Consider the following 17,014-nt stretch of genomic DNA (forward strand, 5'->3'; position numbering starts at 1 on the left):
ATAAATCTTTTCTTGTAATAAAAGTGGTTACACCGTTTATATTATACCTTAAAAAATTATCATTTATAGTGATTGACAAAACCTTAAGTTGTAATTATTATGGTTACGTGTAATAGAAATGGTTACAGTTAATTGAGTTGTATGTAACTGAAGGATGGAACGATAAACATTTAATTGGGAGGAATGGAAGATGAAATTGTTAGTAACTGGAGCTACTGGGAAATTAGGCACCAAAATTGTTGATTCATTGTTGAAAACTGTACCAGCAAATCAACTTGCTGTTAGTGTTCGTAATCCGGAGAAGGCAGAAGGAATAAAAACTCGAGGAGTAGAAGTTCGCCAGGGAGATTTTGACCGTCCAGAAACTTTAGATACAGCTTTTAAAGGAATCGATCGCTTATTGATTATTTCTGCGGATGGAGACAATGAAACAAGAATTCGTCAGCACACAAATGCGGTTGCTGCAGCAGAGCGAGCCGGTGTTAAATTTATTGGATATACTAGCATTGTAAACGCACAGGAAAGTAAAAACATGCTTGCTCCAACACATAAGGCAACAGAAGAAGCTATTTTGAAAACAGGAATTCCTTATTCTTTCTTGCGTAACAATTGGTACTTGGAAAATGAAAGTTCAAGCATTCAAGGTGTACTGGCAGGAGCCCCATGGGTGACTTCTGCAGGAACTGGAAAAGTTGGCTGGGCACTGCAACAGGATTATGCAGAGGCTGCCGCGGCAGTATTAGCTGGTAACGGGCATGAGAATACTATTTATGAGCTCTCGGGCAAGTTATTGACACAGGAAGAGTTTGCATCTGCACTTGGCGCTGTATTGGGTAAGGAAGTACCAGTACAACAGGTTAATGATGCTTCTTATGCTGAGATAATGAAGGGTGCTGGCGTTCCAGAATTTCTCATTCCTTTTCTAGTTGGTATCCAGAAAGATATTCGAGAGGGCACACTCGAAATCGAGAGCAGCGATTTTGAAAAACTACTTGGACGTCCGGCTACACCACTTAGCGAAGGGTTATCCCAAATCGTTAAAAGTATCCAATAAAGTGTATTTTGGGAATTTAATTTTTAACCTGCAATCAAAATGCCTTTTAAAAAACAAGGAAACAAAACATTGCAAAAATTAAGTAACCGGTTCGGTTTTCGAGTATAAAAATTATATTAGCACACAAAGAAGCAGTCCAATTCGCATCTGAATTGGGCTGCTTCTTTGTGGTAATATAAAGCCCACTGATTCTTATTAATGCGAGTAATTGAGAAATTTTGAAAAGGAATGGATATCTTAGGCGACCAACCTATTAATGTTTAAAAGTAGGTAATGATAAATCATGAAAGTGACTAAACAAAAATTGGCTTTCTAAATGGACATGGTACAATTTTAAGGAATTTATTGCTTTTTTTTTGAATCAGCATAATCTTACATATTTCAGAAAGAATATCAGCCTAGAATAATCGGGAGTGATATTTGTTAAAAAAGTTATATACTTTAGTGCGAAGCTGGGAACCCAGATGCTGCTGCTGTTTGATACCTGAATTTCTTAATCTTGTCATTTGCTCTTAAATCATACGCAGTTTCGCCTGACAAGACTTTTTAAATATCGAAACAATCAATTCCAATTCCATCATCTTTTCGTATAGAAAAACTTATTAAGAAACATGCACTAGAAAAAATATAAATCATATATAGGTGATATCCCGTTTTAAATGGTTGAGGAGGATATCATGAAAGCTATGCTGCCTATTGAAAAATATTTCGGTAAGTTAGAACTAGTTTATGCATTTTATGGGGCTATGCCTACAGGTGTTAGTGTTTCGGAAACTGGTCGTATTTTCATTTGTTTTCCGAAATGGGGAGACGATGTTAAATTTACGGTTGCGGAAATTGTTGAGGATAAATTGCAGCCTTATCCTAATTTACAAACCAATTTGGTTAACCTCGAGAATATCACAATGACTTTCATCAGTGTCCAAAGTGTAGTTGCTGATGGAAGAGGAACGCTTTGGGTATTAGATACAGCGGCACCCAATTTTTCTGAACCTATTAAAGGTGGGGCAAAATTAGTCGCTGTTGATTTAAAAACCAATACAATTAGAAGAGTATATACCTTTACAGAAGATGTTGTCCTGCCAACAACTTACCTGAATGATGTCCGATTTGATTTTCGTGTTGGAAACGCAGGTTATGCCTATATAACGGATTCTTCTTCCAAAGGACCAGGAGCTATTATAGTCGTAGATTTAGAAAATGGAAACGCGTTTAGACGGTTAAATGGAGCAAATTCAACTTCACCCGATCCCTATTTTATACCGAAAGTAGAAGGAAAAGTGTTGATGAATCGAAATAAAGATGGCGGGACTTCTCCATTTAGATTGGCGTCTGACGGAATTGCGATTTCTCCTGATGGAAAGGTATTGTTTTTTTGTCCACTAACAAGTCGTCATCTGTTCTCAATCCCAACAGAAGCCCTGAGAGACAGAAATATACCGGACATGGATTTACCTTATCATGTGGAGTATTGGGGAGAAAAAGGTGCTTCTGATGGAATGATTACAGATGCAAAAGGGGCCGTTTATGCTGGAGATTATGAGAACAATAGTATTCGAAAGATATGGCCGAATGGCACAATGGAAACCATCGCACATGATCCGAGAATTTTATGGCCGGATACTTTTTCGATTGGTCCGGATGAATACTTATATGTCATTGTGAACCAATTACATCGGCAGGCAAGATTTTATTATGGAAAAGACCTGCGACAAAAACCTTATAGTTTACTTCGTATGAAAATTAATGAATTTCCTGCTCCTACCATTTGATAATTAAAAAAAGTTGGTTCAATTTTTTGTGAAATTTGAACGGGTAAGCTTAATATAGCTCTATTCATAAAAGAAAAGACATCAAATTTGTAATTGTAAAAGAAAATGGTGGTCGCAAAAGGAGGGAAATCGTATATTTAAATCATTTAAAAATAAATGGTTTATTAGGAACAGTTTAGGTTGGTAAAGCTAAACTGCTCCTATTTTATTTTTATAGATAGGAAAATTATTTATAATAGTTGGAATATTAGTAAACTGGAGAAAATTCATTTATTTACGATGGCTGAGGATGACCACTGCGACGGTCTTTTCTTGTTAGCTAAACCAGCTAATAGTTTTTCAACACTTTTCACTAAAAAACTTAAATTACCCAGTTATACTAAAAATGCGCATACTAATAACCTTCCGTCAACGGTTATTGGAAGGTTTTTCTGTATTTTGTTAGATATTGTTTCTAATCATAATTCTTGAAAGGGGTCTTGTTTTTAATATGGCATTAATCCAATGTAAGAGCTTATTTACATAAGCAATAACGGCTACTTGGTACAGCTTACCTTCACTGCTTTTCCTATCGTAAAATGCTCATTAATCTCTTATTTCTAGGGGATTATCTCATCAATCGTTTTCTTTTTACTTGAGTCACGAATTCCAGAAATTCTAACAATGTCCCTAGTGCATCAAGATCGCTTGATACAAAAGCTTTTACCGTATGGTTTTCCTTTATCCAGAAATGCTTGAACCTTACTTTTCCAGACCAACTACTGGATTCATTATTAAATCTCCTCCTCCAATAAACAAATTCACCGGTAACCCTAATCCTTCTTGTAGTATCATAGCTTTGCTTGTTATACGAGATTAAGTCCCAACCAGCCTCAAACATGGTTCAAAAGTAGGCGGCAAGGTTTAGCTGACGAGGTCTAAGCCCCATGCAGGTAAGTTCTACCCCGGCTACCGTTATCATAAAACCATATAAAAAATGTTCAACCAGAAATACCTGGCTGAACTTATTATACGAACGGGGCAGGTTAGAATTCAAAAGGGGATAGCGATTGCCCTATAAAAACGAGTTCCCCTAAATGGAAAGAGGGGTATCTTTTAATGACCGATATTGACTTTAATCCATTAAAAGATCCCTAGTATTTGGAAGTGGTTCCTTTGAGATGGCTTTGCCATTAGTTAAAGCATGGAACCTACAACCAGGATATGGAGCCCTATTTAAGAAAAATACAGTTTTGAAATACTCTCCTGTCAATGCTTGTTTTTGTGTTAGCTGTTGTAATGTATTATTGCTAAAAGTAAGAAACCCAGAAAAGTTAATTTGAATCTTATACAATGATTACGGTGTGAAAGGGTAACAGTGACAGGCGGCTTTTCTTCTTCAACTGACGGGCAGGTTGAAGATCTACCTGTGTAATATATTGAAGGGAAAAATCAGCTGTTTAATAGCAGCTGATTTTTTATTGCATAAAACATACGTTTATTGCCCCAATTGATCTTTAAGGTTTAAAGCGGTATGTGCATCCTGCAGTCTCACATTTATTTGGTCACCTAAATGATTAGGGTGATAATATCCATTGGCAGTCATATAATCTGTTATCTTTGCATGTGTATCCACTGCATTTCTTAATTGCTCGCGAAGAGCTGATTTCAGTGCAGGTGTAGCTGTTTCCGTAATAGCAAATGCGAGATTTCTGATGGCAGATTTAGATGAAATCAGAAAATCCGAGGCGATTGCCCGTTCTGTTAATCCTCCCATTCCAGCCATATTTTGCAGGAGATTAGTCATTGTGAGTCTCCTCCCGGTTTGTAATAAAGGTCTGAAGTTGCTTCAGACCTTGACTTCCTGATTCTAAATCACCAGAAAGAATCGTTTTAAGATCTCCATCAGGAAGCAAGTTGCTCATAGTTACAGCTTTTGTTAAACATACTGTTTTAAAGGCAATTAACTCGAGTGTCTCCAGCGTTTCATGAAGTCCTAAATATTTTGTCAAGAGTATCTCTCCAATCTTTAAAAACTTCTCTTATCTTGCTTCAGACAGGAGATTCACATGCCACCAAAAATATTCCATAACCAGTAATATTCCATTGAATAATATTCACATATATAAGGGATTTTAATTTCAGGAGGTGAAGTCATGGAGAAGAAAAGTTTGGCTTATCATGAAACAATGGAAACACATGAGGTATTAAACCTGAAAACTGTAAGCTTATTGAAATCAAAGCTTATGCAGGGCCTTTGTTTCGATAATGATTTAAAAGCACTGATGGAAAAAAATGTTCAACAGTCAATTGCAGCGATAAATGAACTTAAAGAATTTTATAAAGGGGCAAGAACCAATTATATAGAATGAGGTGAAAAAAATGGAAATGGATTATTTGGATCCCCAAGGGGCTGAACATATGCCAGAAATGGCAGATTCGGGCATTGCATTGGAGTTTCTTCTTTCAGTTAAAACGGGCATTCATACATATGCCATTGCGTTAACTGAAACATCGAGCCTGGAGTTAAGAGAGGCATTATACAGACAAATGGAACTATCTATTGATTTACACACCGAGATATCTGAATTGATGATAAGCAAGGGCTGGTTATATCCGAACGATGTTGGCAAGCAAGTTGAGTTGGATCTTAAATCTGCCGACAATGCTTTAATGATTGCCGGGATGAACTTATTCCCGAATGATACGGATAGACTTGGAATGTTCGCAACGCCTAATAAATAAGGGAGGTTAGAGAAAAAATGAAAGCTGTCACGTACCAGGGGAATAAAAATGTCCAGGTTAAAGAAGTAAAAGACCCAAAAATTAAAAATGGCGATGATATCATTGTAAAAATAACAACTTCTGCTATATGCGGATCCGATTTGCATTTGATTCATCAAATGATTCCCAATATGCCAACTGATTACGTAATAGGCCATGAACCGATGGGGGTAGTCGAAGAAGTAGGACCGGAAGTAACAAAATTGAAAAAAGGGGATCGGGTAATTATTCCCTTTAATGTAAGCTGCGGGCATTGCTGGTACTGTAACCATGACATAACCAGCCAATGTGATAATTCAAACCCTCATGGTGAAATGGGCGGTTTCTTTGGATATTCAGAAACAACCGGTGGATTTGCTGGCGGACAAGCTGAATATATGCGAGTTCCATATGGAAATTTTACTCCCTTTAAAATACCGGAGAATTGCGAAGTAGAAGATGAAAAGTTAGTGTTACTTGCAGATGCAGCCTCAACAGCTTATTGGAGTGTAGATCACTCTGGTGTCAAAGCTGGTGATACTGTCATCGTTTTAGGATGTGGTCCAGTAGGTCTCCTTGCTCAAAAATTTGCCTGGTTTAAAGGTGCTGAGCGTGTTATTGCGGTCGATTACCTCAAATACCGGCTTGAGCATGCGAAACGGACCAATAAGGTGGAGACTGTAAATTTTGAAGAACATGAAAACGTTGGCGAATATTTAAGAGAGATAACACAAGGTGGAGCAGATATCGTTATTGATTGTTCAGGTATGAGCGGCAAGATGACGCCTCTTGAATATCTTGCATCCGGAATGAAGCTTCATGGCGGTGCAATGGGCGGGCTTGTCATTGCGTCACAGGCTGTACGCAAAGCTGGGACCATCCAAATTACCGGTGTTTATGGGGGACGTTATAATGGTTTCCCGTTAGGAGACATTTTCCAAAGAAATGTTGACATTAAAACGGGTCAGGCCCCAGTTATTCCGTATATGCCTTTTCTTTACAATCTTATATCTGAAGGAAAGATAGATATTGGTGATGTAATTACACATGTTCTTCCATTAGACCAGGCAAAGCATGGATACGAAGTTTTTGACACAAGAACCGATAATTGTATAAAAGTCATTCTAAAACCTTAAATTGAATAAATCCAAGATGAATTCCTATTTATTCTTTTAGAAATGGAGGTTGTTATTTTGAATAACAAGGACTCAATATTTGGGATAGCAGTTTTTGGCATACTATTAACATCTATCTACACCGCAATACTTGCATCACAACTAATGGCCACAAAACATAAGGTTGATTACCTTTATTTCAAAAATAAATTCGCAGAAAGATAAAACAATCATTTAAGGCGGTGATCATCCATCGTCTTTTTTTGTTGAATCAATAATTTCTTAATTACCGAAAAAATGTTCTACCTTAAATGGTGAACAGCCCCTTGGGAAAACGGAGTTTGGTCAGCATTTATATAAGATTGGAGGGTTTCCATCAATTAAAATTAGATTACAGGATGAACTAAATACTCCACCTAATAATTGAGATGGCAAGGACGATCTTATCAGCAGAATGGATCAAGTAATTCTAAGGTTAAGTCAATGGAAATCGAAAGTGGATAATATAAACACAAATTATAAAGTCGAGCATGGAGGGTTTGGATGGCTGAATGCAAGGGAATGGTATGATTTGGTTGGTATGCATTTTCGTCATCACTTGCGTCAAAAAGATGAGTTAGAACAAAGGCTTGTTAAGTGACGGGTGTGTAAGTTGAGGATAGTTGTATTGGCGAGCCTGTTTTCTTATTCAAGTAACGGGTGCTTATGCTTAAGTAAGGAGTTGCACGGCAGCTCTTTTTATATGGACTTTGAATAAACAATATACTGTATATCGATTCTGTAAACAAATAGAAACACTGGCATTAGTTTTAATATGTAATAAACAAAAAAGGGATGACATATGTTATCCCTTAAAGTTTAGGTCCAATCCACTGGTGGTTTTTCCAACTGTACTTTTATTCCAAGCTCTTTTGCAGCAGCCAGAATAAACTCTTTTCTAAAGAAATAACTTTTATGACTTACTATTTTACCGTTTTCAATCTCTTGTAATTGTATATCGTGGATTTCAGGTCCCTGTTCCCCATTAGCAAACACAATAATCGTGGGTTTATTCCATAGAATAAATTCTCGAGCTGTATGTCCAGGTAGGCCGAACTTTAGAGATCCTTTTAACATCTCATCTTTAGAAAACTCATGGAAACCAAAATAGGCTTCATTCTGTGCTTGATCACTAAATAGTTTTAACATACCATCCAAATCTCCATCATTAAATGCTTTTAAATATGATTGAATGGTTATCTTGGTTTTATGGTTAGACAACTCAGATTTTGATTGGGTAAAATCAATGGAATCTATTTTTCTTCTCGCACGTTGTACAGCAGAATAAATTCCTCCCGGAGTGCTTTGTGAAATTCCGGATGCTTCCTCAGCATTAAATTTGAAAACATCCAATAAAAGAAAAGCTGCAATTTGCTTAGGTGTCAAATGAGAATCTAAAGAGGTTAGAATTTCTTCCAATAAAAGAGGACTCGAGAAATCTTCGATAGTTTCAGATGGTTCATCTAATATTCCTGTTTCCCGTTTTAGCTTTCTGCACAGGTCAATCCAGGTATTTGTTGCAACCTTGAACAGATAATATTTTTTATCAGTTATTTCACTCCATCTTTGAGGAAGAAAGCCAAAAGATTTTATCATCGTTTCTTGATAGAGATCTTCACCATCCCAAGGGGAGCCAGTGATATATTTACAATAATTCCATAAATCTGTTGAATATTCAGAAATAGTATTGAAAAATTGATCTCTTACTTTTCTCGTTTCATTCACCATATCCAAAGTAATGCTATCATTTGATTTCATCAAAATTCCTCCTAATGTCAATATACTAATTAAACGATTTTATATCGAAGAATTATACGGGCTTGGAAGAAATTCTTTTTTTATGTAGTACCTCATCTGGGTAATGCTCATCCTGTCGGCTTCCCCACACAAAGAGGGGCGGATCCTTATCCTTGCGGCTATCTAGGTATCGCTTAAGCCAGAGTTCGGGTTGGATATTAAAATGACTACACGTTCCTTATCACCTTTTCCCCTGGGGGTTAGTTGAATAAAGAAAATTGCCTAAAAGAAAAAATTAATAGGCAGTGTTTAATAACAAAGGGGATAATAATAGATTAAATAAAACACTTATGTAATTTATTTTCAGGTAAAAGTAATTATGGTGGTTGCGGAGGCGTTCATTCCAAGAGAAATGAGTAGTTTTACAACAATGTTCTGATAACAAAATTTGTGAGTTACCAGGAAGTTTTTGACGTATCCTTTTCTGTTTCAGTGGCTGTATTTCTGCTAATTAAGTTTCAAACTTTTTTTATCTCAGTGAAAAAACCATTTACATTCTATAAATTATCAGTTAAACTAGTTAAATTGAATTCCGACTAATCTTATAAGAAAAGGGGTTTTAGTTTGAAACAACTGAATGTTAACAACAGTACTGCTAAACCGTCTATAACTTTGAAGCTGTCGCCAACGACAGTAGTAACAAGGCTAAATCCTGTACAAAAGCCGCTTGTAGCGGTTGGTGTTCTGGCTGCTATTATTCTTTTAACCGCTATTTTATCAATGGCAAATGGAACCCAGGGAGTGCTGTACGTAATCGGTCTTGCCCTAGGAGCTACCCTGCTGCATGCCCGCTTCGGTTTTACCTCTGCTTTCAGGAGGTTTGCATCGGTAGGGAACGGTCAGGGTTTTCAGGCTCACATGCTGATGCTCTCGGTGGCCTCTATCCTCTTTGCAATCATTTTAAGCACCGGCTTTAGTTTTACCGGCATTGAACCTAAAGGCTACGTATCACCTGTAGGAGTTAGTGTCCTTGTTGGTGCATTCATGTTTGGAATAGGGATGCAGCTCGGTAACGGCTGTGCTTCAGGGACACTTTATTCCCTTGGAGGTGGTTCCTCTTCCATGATCCTCACGTTGCTTTCCTTCGTGGGAGGCTCGACTCTGGGTGCCTATCATTTCTCCTTCTGGATGGAGGAAACACCAACACTTCCGCCTATCTCTCTTGCGACCTCAACGGGTCTTGGATATGGCGGTGCCCTGGTAGTCCAGCTTGTTCTATTTGCATTGATTTACTGGACTACACTGCTAATTGCGAAAAAGCGTAAGGCACCAGCAATGAAGGCTCTTCCGACTACGACTGGCTGGAAAAAGGTATTGCGCGGGTCATGGCCATTATTTGCAGCTGCCATTATACTGGCAGTGCTGAATGCACTGACTCTTACAGTACGTGGAACTCCTTGGGGCATTACATCTGCTTTTGCTCTTTGGGGAGGGAAAGGCTTGATGGCTCTGGGAGTCGACGTTACATCATGGGGATATTTCTCAACAGGCGCAAATATTGCTGCGCTGAACAATACAGTGTTGGCTGACTCCACTAGCGTGATGAACTTTGGAATCATCCTTGGTGCCTTTATTTCGGCAGCTTCCCAGGGGAATTTCAAGCCAGGAAAAATTAAGCCGGGCGTAGCAGGAGCGTCTATTATTGGCGGACTCTTGATGGGCTACGGCTCTAGGTTGGCCTTCGGTTGCAACATCGGCGCTTACTTTGGCGGAATTGCAAGCTTTAGTCTTCATGGCTGGGTTTGGGCTATCATGGCCATGCTTGGAACTATGGTTGCCCTATTCATCCGACCGCTGTTTGGGCTAAAAAACCCCAAAACAACAGATTCAGTTTGTTAATTAATTAATGAAGGTGCCTTTCGCTTTTCTGAAAGGCACCTTTTTTAGTGTGCTTAGCACGGGTGAAATCTACGAAGCCAGAAATCTATTTTAATAATTGCTCTATTCGCTACTAAAGCAACCTTTACCCTTTATAAGACGAATTACTACCCCTTAGAATCAATGTTTACAGTAACAAAAATAATTATGTGTTTTGCTTTATGGAATATCCAATCTCAGTCATATCTTGAAGAACTCTAGTTTGTTCAAGAATGAACGGTGGCAGCTTAGACAGGTATTTTTTTGTATGAAATTAAGATTGTTTTACATATTTAGACATCCGTATAACTTACAATGCATAAGGAATAAATGGAACGAGTTAGTTAAATTTAAATCATACAATTAAAAGAGACTATCCAAGTGGATAGTCTCTCTGCTCCCTTGCGGATTAAGGGGTAGCTTAATAATCCGTAGTATGGTAATCAACTCTTGGGAAGTTCTAGATTTATCGTTTCCTGTTAACATTTTAAATAAATGAGCATATCGTAAAAAATTATCTACAATGGATTATAAATTTTCACACACTTTAAGTTGTAAAACTTAACAAAGTATAATAAAATAACCTAAAGATAAATCATACTATTTTTATAGGAATTGTTAACATTAGTGAAGTATAAATAAACAGAGGCAGGAAGGTGGGATTAAAAAGTGATTCAAGACCCGATTATTATGGTGGAAAGTGTAAGTAAAAGCTTTCCTAATCAAAAAAAGAACCTTCAAGTTTTAAATGAAATTTCGTTTGAAATTAACTATGGTGAAACAATTTCCATTCTTGGCGAGAGTGGATGTGGTAAAAGTACATTGTTAAATATTATTGGAGGCTTTGAAAAGGCAGATGCGGGGCAAGTGATCTTGGAGGGAAACGCAGTCATTCAGCCAACTCGCAAATGTATTATGCTTTTTCAACATTATGGTTTGTTTCCTTGGAAATCTGCCTTGAAAAACGTTGAACTTGGATTAGATGGAATGAACCTAACGGTTAAGGAGCGGAGGGAACGGGCATTACATTACTTGGCCTTAGTAGGTTTAGAGGATAAAGGTGATTTGTTTCCCCACGAGGTTTCTGGTGGGATGAAGCAAAGGATTGCAATCGCAAGAGCTCTGGCACTTCAGCCTGAGATGATTCTCATGGATGAGCCTTTTGCGGCTTTGGACACCTTTAATCGATATTATCTGCAAGATGAACTCCTTCGTATACAATCACAGGAAAAAACGACGATTGCGCTAGTAACTCATGATATCGATGAAGCTATTTATTTATCGGATCGGATTTTTATTATGCAAGCCAATCCAGGCAGAATTCATAAAGAAATTAGAATTCAATTGTCAAAGCCACGTGACAGAAGTCACAGTGATTTTCAGCATTACAGGAAAATGATTTTTGAGGAATTCCATTTCAATCGTCAAGACGCAGCAATTGAGTTTCATATATAAAGCAAATTAATAGATAAGGAGAATACAAATGAAGAAGCTATATAAAAATTATATCCTGCTTATGCTGGTGTTCTTTATGACCTTTTCACTTGCCGCATGCGGGTCAGGAACTAACAAACAATCATCAGTAGATACCGGGAAGAGAACGGTAAAAATCGGTTACTTGCCAATCACTCATGCAGTACCCCTTTACATTGAAAAAGAAATGGAACAGTATAAGGGTTTTAATTTAGAACTTGTAAAATTCGGTTCATGGCCAGAACTGATGGATGCATTGAATACTGGAAGGATTGATGGTGCGTCTGTCCTGGTCACTCTTGCAATGAAGGCAAAGGAGCAAGGGATTGATTTAAGTGCAGTAGCATTGGGGCATCGCGATGGGAATGTTTTTGTGGTGGGAAATCATGTTAACAGTGCTGAGGATCTGAAAGGGAAAAACTTTGCGATTCCGCATAAGTTTTCGACACATAACATTCTGTTGTACCAAATGTTAAAGCAAAATGGACTTAAATATGAAGATGTAAAAGCAATTGAAATGCCACCTGCCGAAATGCCAGCAGCATTATCAGAAGGGCGGATAGCAGGATATGTCGTGGCAGAGCCATTTGGAGCTATCTCTGTTTCTATAGATAAAGGAAAGGTTCTTTTCCAGGATCAGGATATATGGAAGGACTCGATTGACTGCACACTAGTCTTAAGAAATGATTTCATCAAAAAAGAAAGTGAAATTGCTCAAGAGTTTGTAAATCAATATGTAAAAGCTGGTGAAATGGCTGAATTAAAAGATGAACATACTCACGAAATGTCTTCGAAGTATATGAAAGTTGACAAGGACGTACTTGATCTTTCATTCCAATGGATCTCTTATGATGATTTGAAAATCAAGGAAGAAGAATTTGAGGAACTGAGAAATAATCTCAAGGAAATGGGTCTGATGGAAAACCCTCCAGCCTACAGTGAATTTGTTGATCATTCATTAATTGATAAGGCGAAATGAAAATGATTAGATTAAAATCTTTATTGAATGCAATTATAGGGTTTGCCTTACTGATTATTGTATGGCAAGCGGTAATTATGATTGGTGAGTATGATACAGTGTTATTCCCACCGCCATTAAAGGTATGGGAAGGGATTGTTTCCCTTATCTACGATGGCACTCTTTTCACACATTTTCAGGTTAGTCTGTATAGGTTCGCGGCAGGGTATTTATCCGCGGTAGTTGCTGCCATTATCCTTGGCCTGGTTCTTGGACGTCTCCCTGTTTTGTGGAATGTCCTTGATCCTGTAGCTCAGGTCATTAGGCCAGTTTCACCAATTGCATGGTCACCATTTATCGTACTATGGTTTGGTATCGGTGATATTCCTGCAATCGTGATCATCTTTATAGCTGCATTCTTTCCTGTATTGCTATCAACGGTTTCTGCTGTTCGCAGGGTAGATAGCAATTACTTGAAAGTTGCTCAAAATCTTGAGATTAAGGGTATTAGGCTTTTGACGAAAATTATCTTTCCAGCTGCTTTTCCGTACATCGCGAATGGTCTTCACATTGCTGTAGGTACCGCATGGATTTTTCTAGTTGCTGGTGAAATGGTTGGTGCTCAATCTGGTTTGGGGTATTTGATCATTGATGCAAGAAACTCCATGAGGCTTGACCTTGTTATGGCAGGCATTCTTTTTATTGGAATATCAGGCCTATTGCTTGATAAAGCAGTTGGTGTTTTTGAAGCGTGGATTAACCAGCAATGGGGGAAAGTGAATAATTGATAAAAGACAGAGTGCATGATTGCTCTCTGTCTCCCTAATATTTATATAAGTGAAGATGTATCAATTGTTTCGATTTCGACTATTTCTAATTCGTCCACATTTTTATTGCAGTGAGGACAATAGTAAGCTATTTCAACTTCATGCTTACACTCAGCATGGATAATTTTCTTATAGCACTTTTCGAGATTGTTCCTGCCCCATAAAATGATAGCGTTGAAAACGCCTTCTAGTTCTTGTCCACTCTTGGTAAGGGTGTATTCATATCTAGGTGGATGCTCTGAATAAAGCGAAGAAATCACCAGGCCTGACTGTTCTAAATGTTTCAGCCGGTCAGACAGTATATTGGATGAAATACCACTCAGTTCTTTTTTAATCTCATTAAAAGTTGTTCTTCCAGCTAAGATTTCATGTAATACCAATAAGGTCCACCGATCCCCGATAACATTTAGTGTTTGCGCGATATTACAAGGTAAATCATATTTAGATTCTCTCATAGTATAAACCTCCGATAATGATTAATTAAATCATAACATTATTTATTAAACAACTAAGTTGTTTTTTTTAACTTAGTGTTATAAAATTATTAACAAGTAATACCCGAGTAAACTTATCGGTTATTTTTAAAAAAGGAGGAAGTAAAATGTCATCTTTATATTTAGTGGAATCAATCTTAAACAGTTCAGTAAACGGAAAAGATTCTTTTGAAAAAAAGGTCGGTGAAATTCGTGAGGAGTTAGGCAAACAAAATGCAAGTTTAATTGAGGTTCAAGTAGCTAAGGATTTCTCTAGAGCTTTCTTTATCCTTGAGGCGGAAGAACGCAATGTAATAAATGAAAGTTTAAGAGGATTAGGAGTTCCTGTAACGCTGATTAAGCCTGTGCGTCTTGTTGGAACTGAGTTAGAAGAAGTTAAGAAGCAGGCCGATAAAGTAAATTATCTAGTGGAATGGAACCTCCCGGAAAACTTAACAATGGATGCTTACCTGGAAAGGAAATCAAAAAACTCAGTCCACTACGCAGAAGTTCCTGAAGTTACTTTTTCAAGGACCTATGTTTGTGAAGACATGACAAAATGCCTCTGTTTCTATGATTCTCCTGATGAAAGTACAGTTAAGAAGGCACGTGAGGCTGTTAAGGCCCCGATTGATACAATTACTGAATTATCTTAATGGTGAAACCTCCCTCGTCGGAGGTTTTCTTTTTAAAAGGCAGCAAAAGGGAGAGGTAAGCTTTGAACGATCTGACGATATTGGATGAATTAATCCAAAAACAGCTAAAGCCATTTGTAAGGAGAATCGATTCGGATGCCTACTATGCGGAAGATTATTTGAGGAGTGTAGGCAAAGCGGGATTTTTAGATTCCCGAAATGGGGTAGATTTTTCAAAAGAGGTACGCGTAGTAGAGGAAACATCGAAGATTTGTATGACAACCGCATTTAATCTTTGGTGCCACCTTGCCTCTTTAACTTATATTCGTAATAGCGAGAATGCGTATTTGAAGAATGAAATTCTACACAAGCTGGAAAAAGGGGAACTGCTGGGCGGTACAGGGCTCTCCAATCCAATGAAGTATTATGCTGGGTTAGAAGCTTTGCATTTGAAAGCATCAAAGACAAATGAAGGATATATCGTGAAAGGGCAATTGCCATCCGTTTCAAATTTGGGTACAGATCATTGGTTTGGTATCATTGCAGAGGTTAGCGAGGACCAACGGATTATGGCAGTGGTTCCATGTAATACTGAAGGCCTTATTTTAAAAGCAAAGCTAGAATATTTAGGGGTAAACGGAAGTGCTACCTATTCATGTACTTTTGATGAAGTGAAGATCCCTGAAAAATGGGTAGTGTCACATGATGTGGATCAATTTATTGTCAGAATTAGACCAGCCTTTGTGCTTTATCAAATACCGCTAGGCATAGGTGTTACAGAAGCAGCCGTTGCATCGATTCGTCAAGTTTGCAATAAGCAAGGTGGCTGTAATAATTTCTTGCCTATTCAGCCAGAGGAACTAGAGAAAGAACTAGAAGCAATCCGTACTAAAGTGTATGATTTGGCTGCAGTTCAGGATATACAAGAACATTGGCATGAACTTCTCCGGCTGCGCCTTGGAGTTGCTTATCTTACAGCACAAGCGACACATGGCAGTATGCTTCATCAGGGAGGAGCAGGATATTTAAAGTATAGTGCTCCATCACGAAGACTAAGAGAATCATATTTTCTGCTTAATTTATCACCTACTGTAAAACATCTTGAAAAAATGATAAATCAAATAGGGTTATAAAAAATCTTATTGTTAAAAGCTTTAATACACTTATTTTTTATCAGAAATTTTTAAATGCAAACAATTACTCAAAACGGGAGATACCATGAAAACAAGAAAAATAATAACACTGCTGTTAATAGTCCTTGTATAGCAGCTTGCGGTAAAACGAAACTAGAAGAAAATATGGTACTGCTTAATCAAGACCGGAAGAAGTCACCTTCCCTCAGGCCAAGCCAACACTGTTTTTTTTCATGACAACCTACACCTGAACGCACTGCCAAAAGCAACTGGTCCAGTTGCACAAAAATCTTGAAAAATTAAATGGTCTAGATGTAAATGCGTATATCATCAGTGGAGATAGTCCAGAACAGCAAAAAGAATTGTATAATGCATTGGTCCAAGAGTATGGAAAAAGCTTACCATTCATTTCAGACCCAGAACTTAAAATGACTGAGTTGTTTGACATGAGAAATCGAGAAGTTCCTTTTAGAGGATATGAACTCCTTGATCAAAAAGGGAATGTAGTGTTCCATACAGTAAATGATTATTGGGGCGAAGAGTTAGATAAGACAATAGAAGAGATTAAAGAAGAATACAATGGTATATCCAGTTAAGAAAATTTTGGAAGATGCTGCTTGCAGGAGTGTAGTTAAAGAATTTGGTGAATAGAAGTTAATAAATGTTTTATCTGTGTCTGATTTATTAAAGTTGTCTAATACATCAGTATAATAGTAGCTATGAAAATGCTACCGAATTTCCATCGTGCGTGGGCAGGTTCGAGGAAACTAATCAATGTCCTGCGGGCACAGCTAGACGGGTGAGACCCCGGTAGAAATGACCCCAAAAGAAGGGCCATTTTACCCCAAAGACACCAGCAGCGGCGAGGAGGCTCAGCCCAGCCCCGCGGAAAGTGAAGCGCCTGGAACGGAAATCAACGGACCATTTTTACTTGGCCAAAAAATAAAAAGGGTGCCCAAAAGATTATACTTTTGGACACTCTTATTTTGTAAGTGGAGAATAGGGGGCTCGAACCCCTGACCTCAACGCTGCCAGAGGAAATCCAAGAAGAAAACTGAGTTAAATAAGATAAATTAAAAACAAAGAAGTCTTATTTCTCAAGGATTTTTTGAGTGATTTATTAATTTTAGATAAATCTA

The 17,014-nt window shown here is 37.8% G+C and carries 18 protein-coding genes and 2 pseudogenes; 14 read left to right on the top strand and 6 right to left on the bottom strand.

Translation table 11 applies throughout. The annotated features are described in order from the left end of the window. Positions 1-190 precede the first annotated feature (190 nt). Both V7654_RS10455 and V7654_RS10460 read left to right on the top strand, forming a co-directional pair. A complete protein-coding gene (locus V7654_RS10455; RefSeq protein ID WP_335430283.1) occupies positions 191-1,054 on the top strand; it encodes an SDR family oxidoreductase in 864 nt (287 codons plus the stop codon). Between the two features lie 677 nt (positions 1,055-1,731). Continuing rightward, positions 1,732-2,826 carry an L-dopachrome tautomerase-related protein gene (locus tag V7654_RS10460; RefSeq protein ID WP_335430284.1) on the top strand — a complete coding sequence of 365 codons (1,095 nt, stop codon included), beginning with the start codon at positions 1,732-1,734 and terminating at the stop codon, positions 2,824-2,826. Positions 2,827-3,267: 441 nt separating this feature from the next. Here V7654_RS10460 and V7654_RS10465 read toward each other — a convergent pair. From V7654_RS10465 to V7654_RS10480, 4 genes and pseudogenes are all read right to left on the bottom strand, one after another. Further along, a pseudogene (locus V7654_RS10465) lies at positions 3,268-3,479 on the bottom strand (hypothetical protein); the annotation flags it as partial. After that, positions 3,434-3,706, bottom strand: a complete 273-nt coding sequence (locus V7654_RS10470) for a hypothetical protein (RefSeq protein ID WP_335430285.1) — start codon at positions 3,704-3,706, stop codon at positions 3,434-3,436. The gene V7654_RS10470 and the pseudogene V7654_RS10465, both read right to left, overlap by 46 nt. A gap of 597 nt (positions 3,707-4,303) precedes the next feature. Further along, positions 4,304-4,612: a spore coat protein gene (locus tag V7654_RS10475; RefSeq protein ID WP_335430286.1), complete on the bottom strand. Its 309-nt coding sequence runs from the start codon at positions 4,610-4,612 to the stop codon at positions 4,304-4,306. Further along, positions 4,605-4,817 carry a hypothetical protein gene (locus V7654_RS10480; RefSeq protein WP_335430287.1) on the bottom strand — a complete coding sequence of 71 codons (213 nt, stop codon included), beginning with the start codon at positions 4,815-4,817 and terminating at the stop codon, positions 4,605-4,607. The genes V7654_RS10475 and V7654_RS10480 overlap by 8 nt, the downstream gene beginning before the upstream one ends. 144 nt (positions 4,818-4,961) lie before the next feature. Here V7654_RS10480 and V7654_RS10485 point away from each other — a divergent pair, with 144 nt between their 5' ends. The 5 genes from V7654_RS10485 (at position 4,962) to V7654_RS10505 (ending at position 7,323) form a co-directional block, all read left to right on the top strand. After that, positions 4,962-5,177, top strand: coding sequence for a spore coat protein (locus V7654_RS10485; RefSeq protein ID WP_335430288.1), 216 nt, complete (start codon positions 4,962-4,964; stop codon positions 5,175-5,177). 10 nt (positions 5,178-5,187) lie between these two features. Beyond that, on the top strand, positions 5,188-5,550 hold the full coding sequence (locus tag V7654_RS10490) for a spore coat protein (protein ID WP_335430289.1): 363 nt from the start codon (positions 5,188-5,190) through the stop codon (positions 5,548-5,550). A 17-nt stretch (positions 5,551-5,567) separates the two neighbouring features. Next, positions 5,568-6,704 carry a zinc-dependent alcohol dehydrogenase gene (locus V7654_RS10495; protein WP_335430290.1) on the top strand — a complete coding sequence of 379 codons (1,137 nt, stop codon included), beginning with the start codon at positions 5,568-5,570 and terminating at the stop codon, positions 6,702-6,704. Between the two features lie 57 nt (positions 6,705-6,761). Continuing rightward, positions 6,762-6,908: a hypothetical protein gene (locus V7654_RS10500; RefSeq protein WP_335430291.1), complete on the top strand. Its 147-nt coding sequence runs from the start codon at positions 6,762-6,764 to the stop codon at positions 6,906-6,908. 229 nt (positions 6,909-7,137) lie between these two features. Next, a complete protein-coding gene (locus tag V7654_RS10505) occupies positions 7,138-7,323 on the top strand; it encodes a hypothetical protein (protein ID WP_335430292.1) in 186 nt (61 codons plus the stop codon). A 218-nt stretch (positions 7,324-7,541) separates the two neighbouring features. On the opposite strand, the gene V7654_RS10510 is transcribed toward V7654_RS10505, so the two are convergent. Continuing rightward, on the bottom strand, positions 7,542-8,480 hold the full coding sequence (locus V7654_RS10510; protein ID WP_335430293.1) for an RNA polymerase sigma factor: 939 nt from the start codon (positions 8,478-8,480) through the stop codon (positions 7,542-7,544). 612 nt (positions 8,481-9,092) lie between these two features. Here V7654_RS10510 and V7654_RS10515 point away from each other — a divergent pair. The 4 genes from V7654_RS10515 (at position 9,093) to V7654_RS10530 (ending at position 13,595) form a co-directional block, all read left to right on the top strand. Next, the gene (locus V7654_RS10515) at positions 9,093-10,358 is read left to right on the top strand and encodes a YeeE/YedE family protein (RefSeq protein WP_438825283.1); all 1,266 of its coding nucleotides are present in this window, start codon (positions 9,093-9,095) and stop codon (positions 10,356-10,358) included. Between the two features lie 690 nt (positions 10,359-11,048). Then, positions 11,049-11,831 (top strand): ABC transporter ATP-binding protein, encoded by a 783-nt coding sequence (locus V7654_RS10520; RefSeq protein WP_335430313.1) that lies wholly within the window; start codon positions 11,049-11,051, stop codon positions 11,829-11,831. Positions 11,832-11,859: 28 nt separating this feature from the next. After that, entirely contained in the window at positions 11,860-12,828 is a 969-nt protein-coding gene (locus V7654_RS10525; RefSeq protein WP_335430294.1) for an ABC transporter substrate-binding protein, read from the top strand. Between the two features lie 2 nt (positions 12,829-12,830). Continuing rightward, on the top strand, positions 12,831-13,595 hold the full coding sequence (locus V7654_RS10530) for an ABC transporter permease (RefSeq protein ID WP_335430295.1): 765 nt from the start codon (positions 12,831-12,833) through the stop codon (positions 13,593-13,595). Positions 13,596-13,636: 41 nt separating this feature from the next. On the opposite strand, the gene V7654_RS10535 is transcribed toward V7654_RS10530, so the two are convergent. Further along, positions 13,637-14,089: a winged helix-turn-helix transcriptional regulator gene (locus V7654_RS10535; protein WP_335430296.1), complete on the bottom strand. Its 453-nt coding sequence runs from the start codon at positions 14,087-14,089 to the stop codon at positions 13,637-13,639. Between the two features lie 146 nt (positions 14,090-14,235). On the opposite strand from V7654_RS10535, the gene V7654_RS10540 reads away from it, so the two are divergent. The 3 genes and pseudogenes from V7654_RS10540 to V7654_RS10550 all read left to right on the top strand — a co-directional run. Next, positions 14,236-14,763 (top strand): DUF4242 domain-containing protein, encoded by a 528-nt coding sequence (locus V7654_RS10540; RefSeq protein WP_335430297.1) that lies wholly within the window; start codon positions 14,236-14,238, stop codon positions 14,761-14,763. Between the two features lie 62 nt (positions 14,764-14,825). Beyond that, positions 14,826-15,875 carry an acyl-CoA dehydrogenase gene (locus V7654_RS10545; protein WP_335430298.1) on the top strand — a complete coding sequence of 350 codons (1,050 nt, stop codon included), beginning with the start codon at positions 14,826-14,828 and terminating at the stop codon, positions 15,873-15,875. A 266-nt stretch (positions 15,876-16,141) separates the two neighbouring features. Continuing rightward, positions 16,142-16,471 (top strand): annotated as a pseudogene (locus V7654_RS10550) (peroxiredoxin family protein); the annotation flags it as partial. Positions 16,472-17,014: the final 543 nt, after the last annotated feature.

Origin of the sequence: Bacillus sp. JJ1609 (assembly GCF_036967045.1) — a bacterium.
Taxonomy (GTDB): domain Bacteria; phylum Bacillota; class Bacilli; order Bacillales; family Cytobacillaceae; genus Mesobacillus.

Coding starts and splice junctions, on each gene's coding strand:
- V7654_RS10460 (WP_335430284.1), top strand. CDS start 1,732: ATGAAAGCTATGCTGCCTATTGAAAAATATTTCGGTAAGTTAGAACTA.
- V7654_RS10505 (WP_335430292.1), top strand. CDS start 7,138: ATGGATCAAGTAATTCTAAGGTTAAGTCAATGGAAATCGAAAGTGGAT.
- V7654_RS10535 (WP_335430296.1), bottom strand. CDS start 14,089: ATGAGAGAATCTAAATATGATTTACCTTGTAATATCGCGCAAACACTA.
- V7654_RS10510 (WP_335430293.1), bottom strand. CDS start 8,480: ATGAAATCAAATGATAGCATTACTTTGGATATGGTGAATGAAACGAGA.
- V7654_RS10540 (WP_335430297.1), top strand. CDS start 14,236: ATGTCATCTTTATATTTAGTGGAATCAATCTTAAACAGTTCAGTAAAC.
- V7654_RS10530 (WP_335430295.1), top strand. CDS start 12,831: ATGATTAGATTAAAATCTTTATTGAATGCAATTATAGGGTTTGCCTTA.
- V7654_RS10485 (WP_335430288.1), top strand. CDS start 4,962: ATGGAGAAGAAAAGTTTGGCTTATCATGAAACAATGGAAACACATGAG.
- V7654_RS10455 (WP_335430283.1), top strand. CDS start 191: ATGAAATTGTTAGTAACTGGAGCTACTGGGAAATTAGGCACCAAAATT.
- V7654_RS10490 (WP_335430289.1), top strand. CDS start 5,188: ATGGAAATGGATTATTTGGATCCCCAAGGGGCTGAACATATGCCAGAA.
- V7654_RS10525 (WP_335430294.1), top strand. CDS start 11,860: ATGAAGAAGCTATATAAAAATTATATCCTGCTTATGCTGGTGTTCTTT.
- V7654_RS10470 (WP_335430285.1), bottom strand. CDS start 3,706: ATGTTTGAGGCTGGTTGGGACTTAATCTCGTATAACAAGCAAAGCTAT.
- V7654_RS10495 (WP_335430290.1), top strand. CDS start 5,568: ATGAAAGCTGTCACGTACCAGGGGAATAAAAATGTCCAGGTTAAAGAA.
- V7654_RS10475 (WP_335430286.1), bottom strand. CDS start 4,612: ATGACTAATCTCCTGCAAAATATGGCTGGAATGGGAGGATTAACAGAA.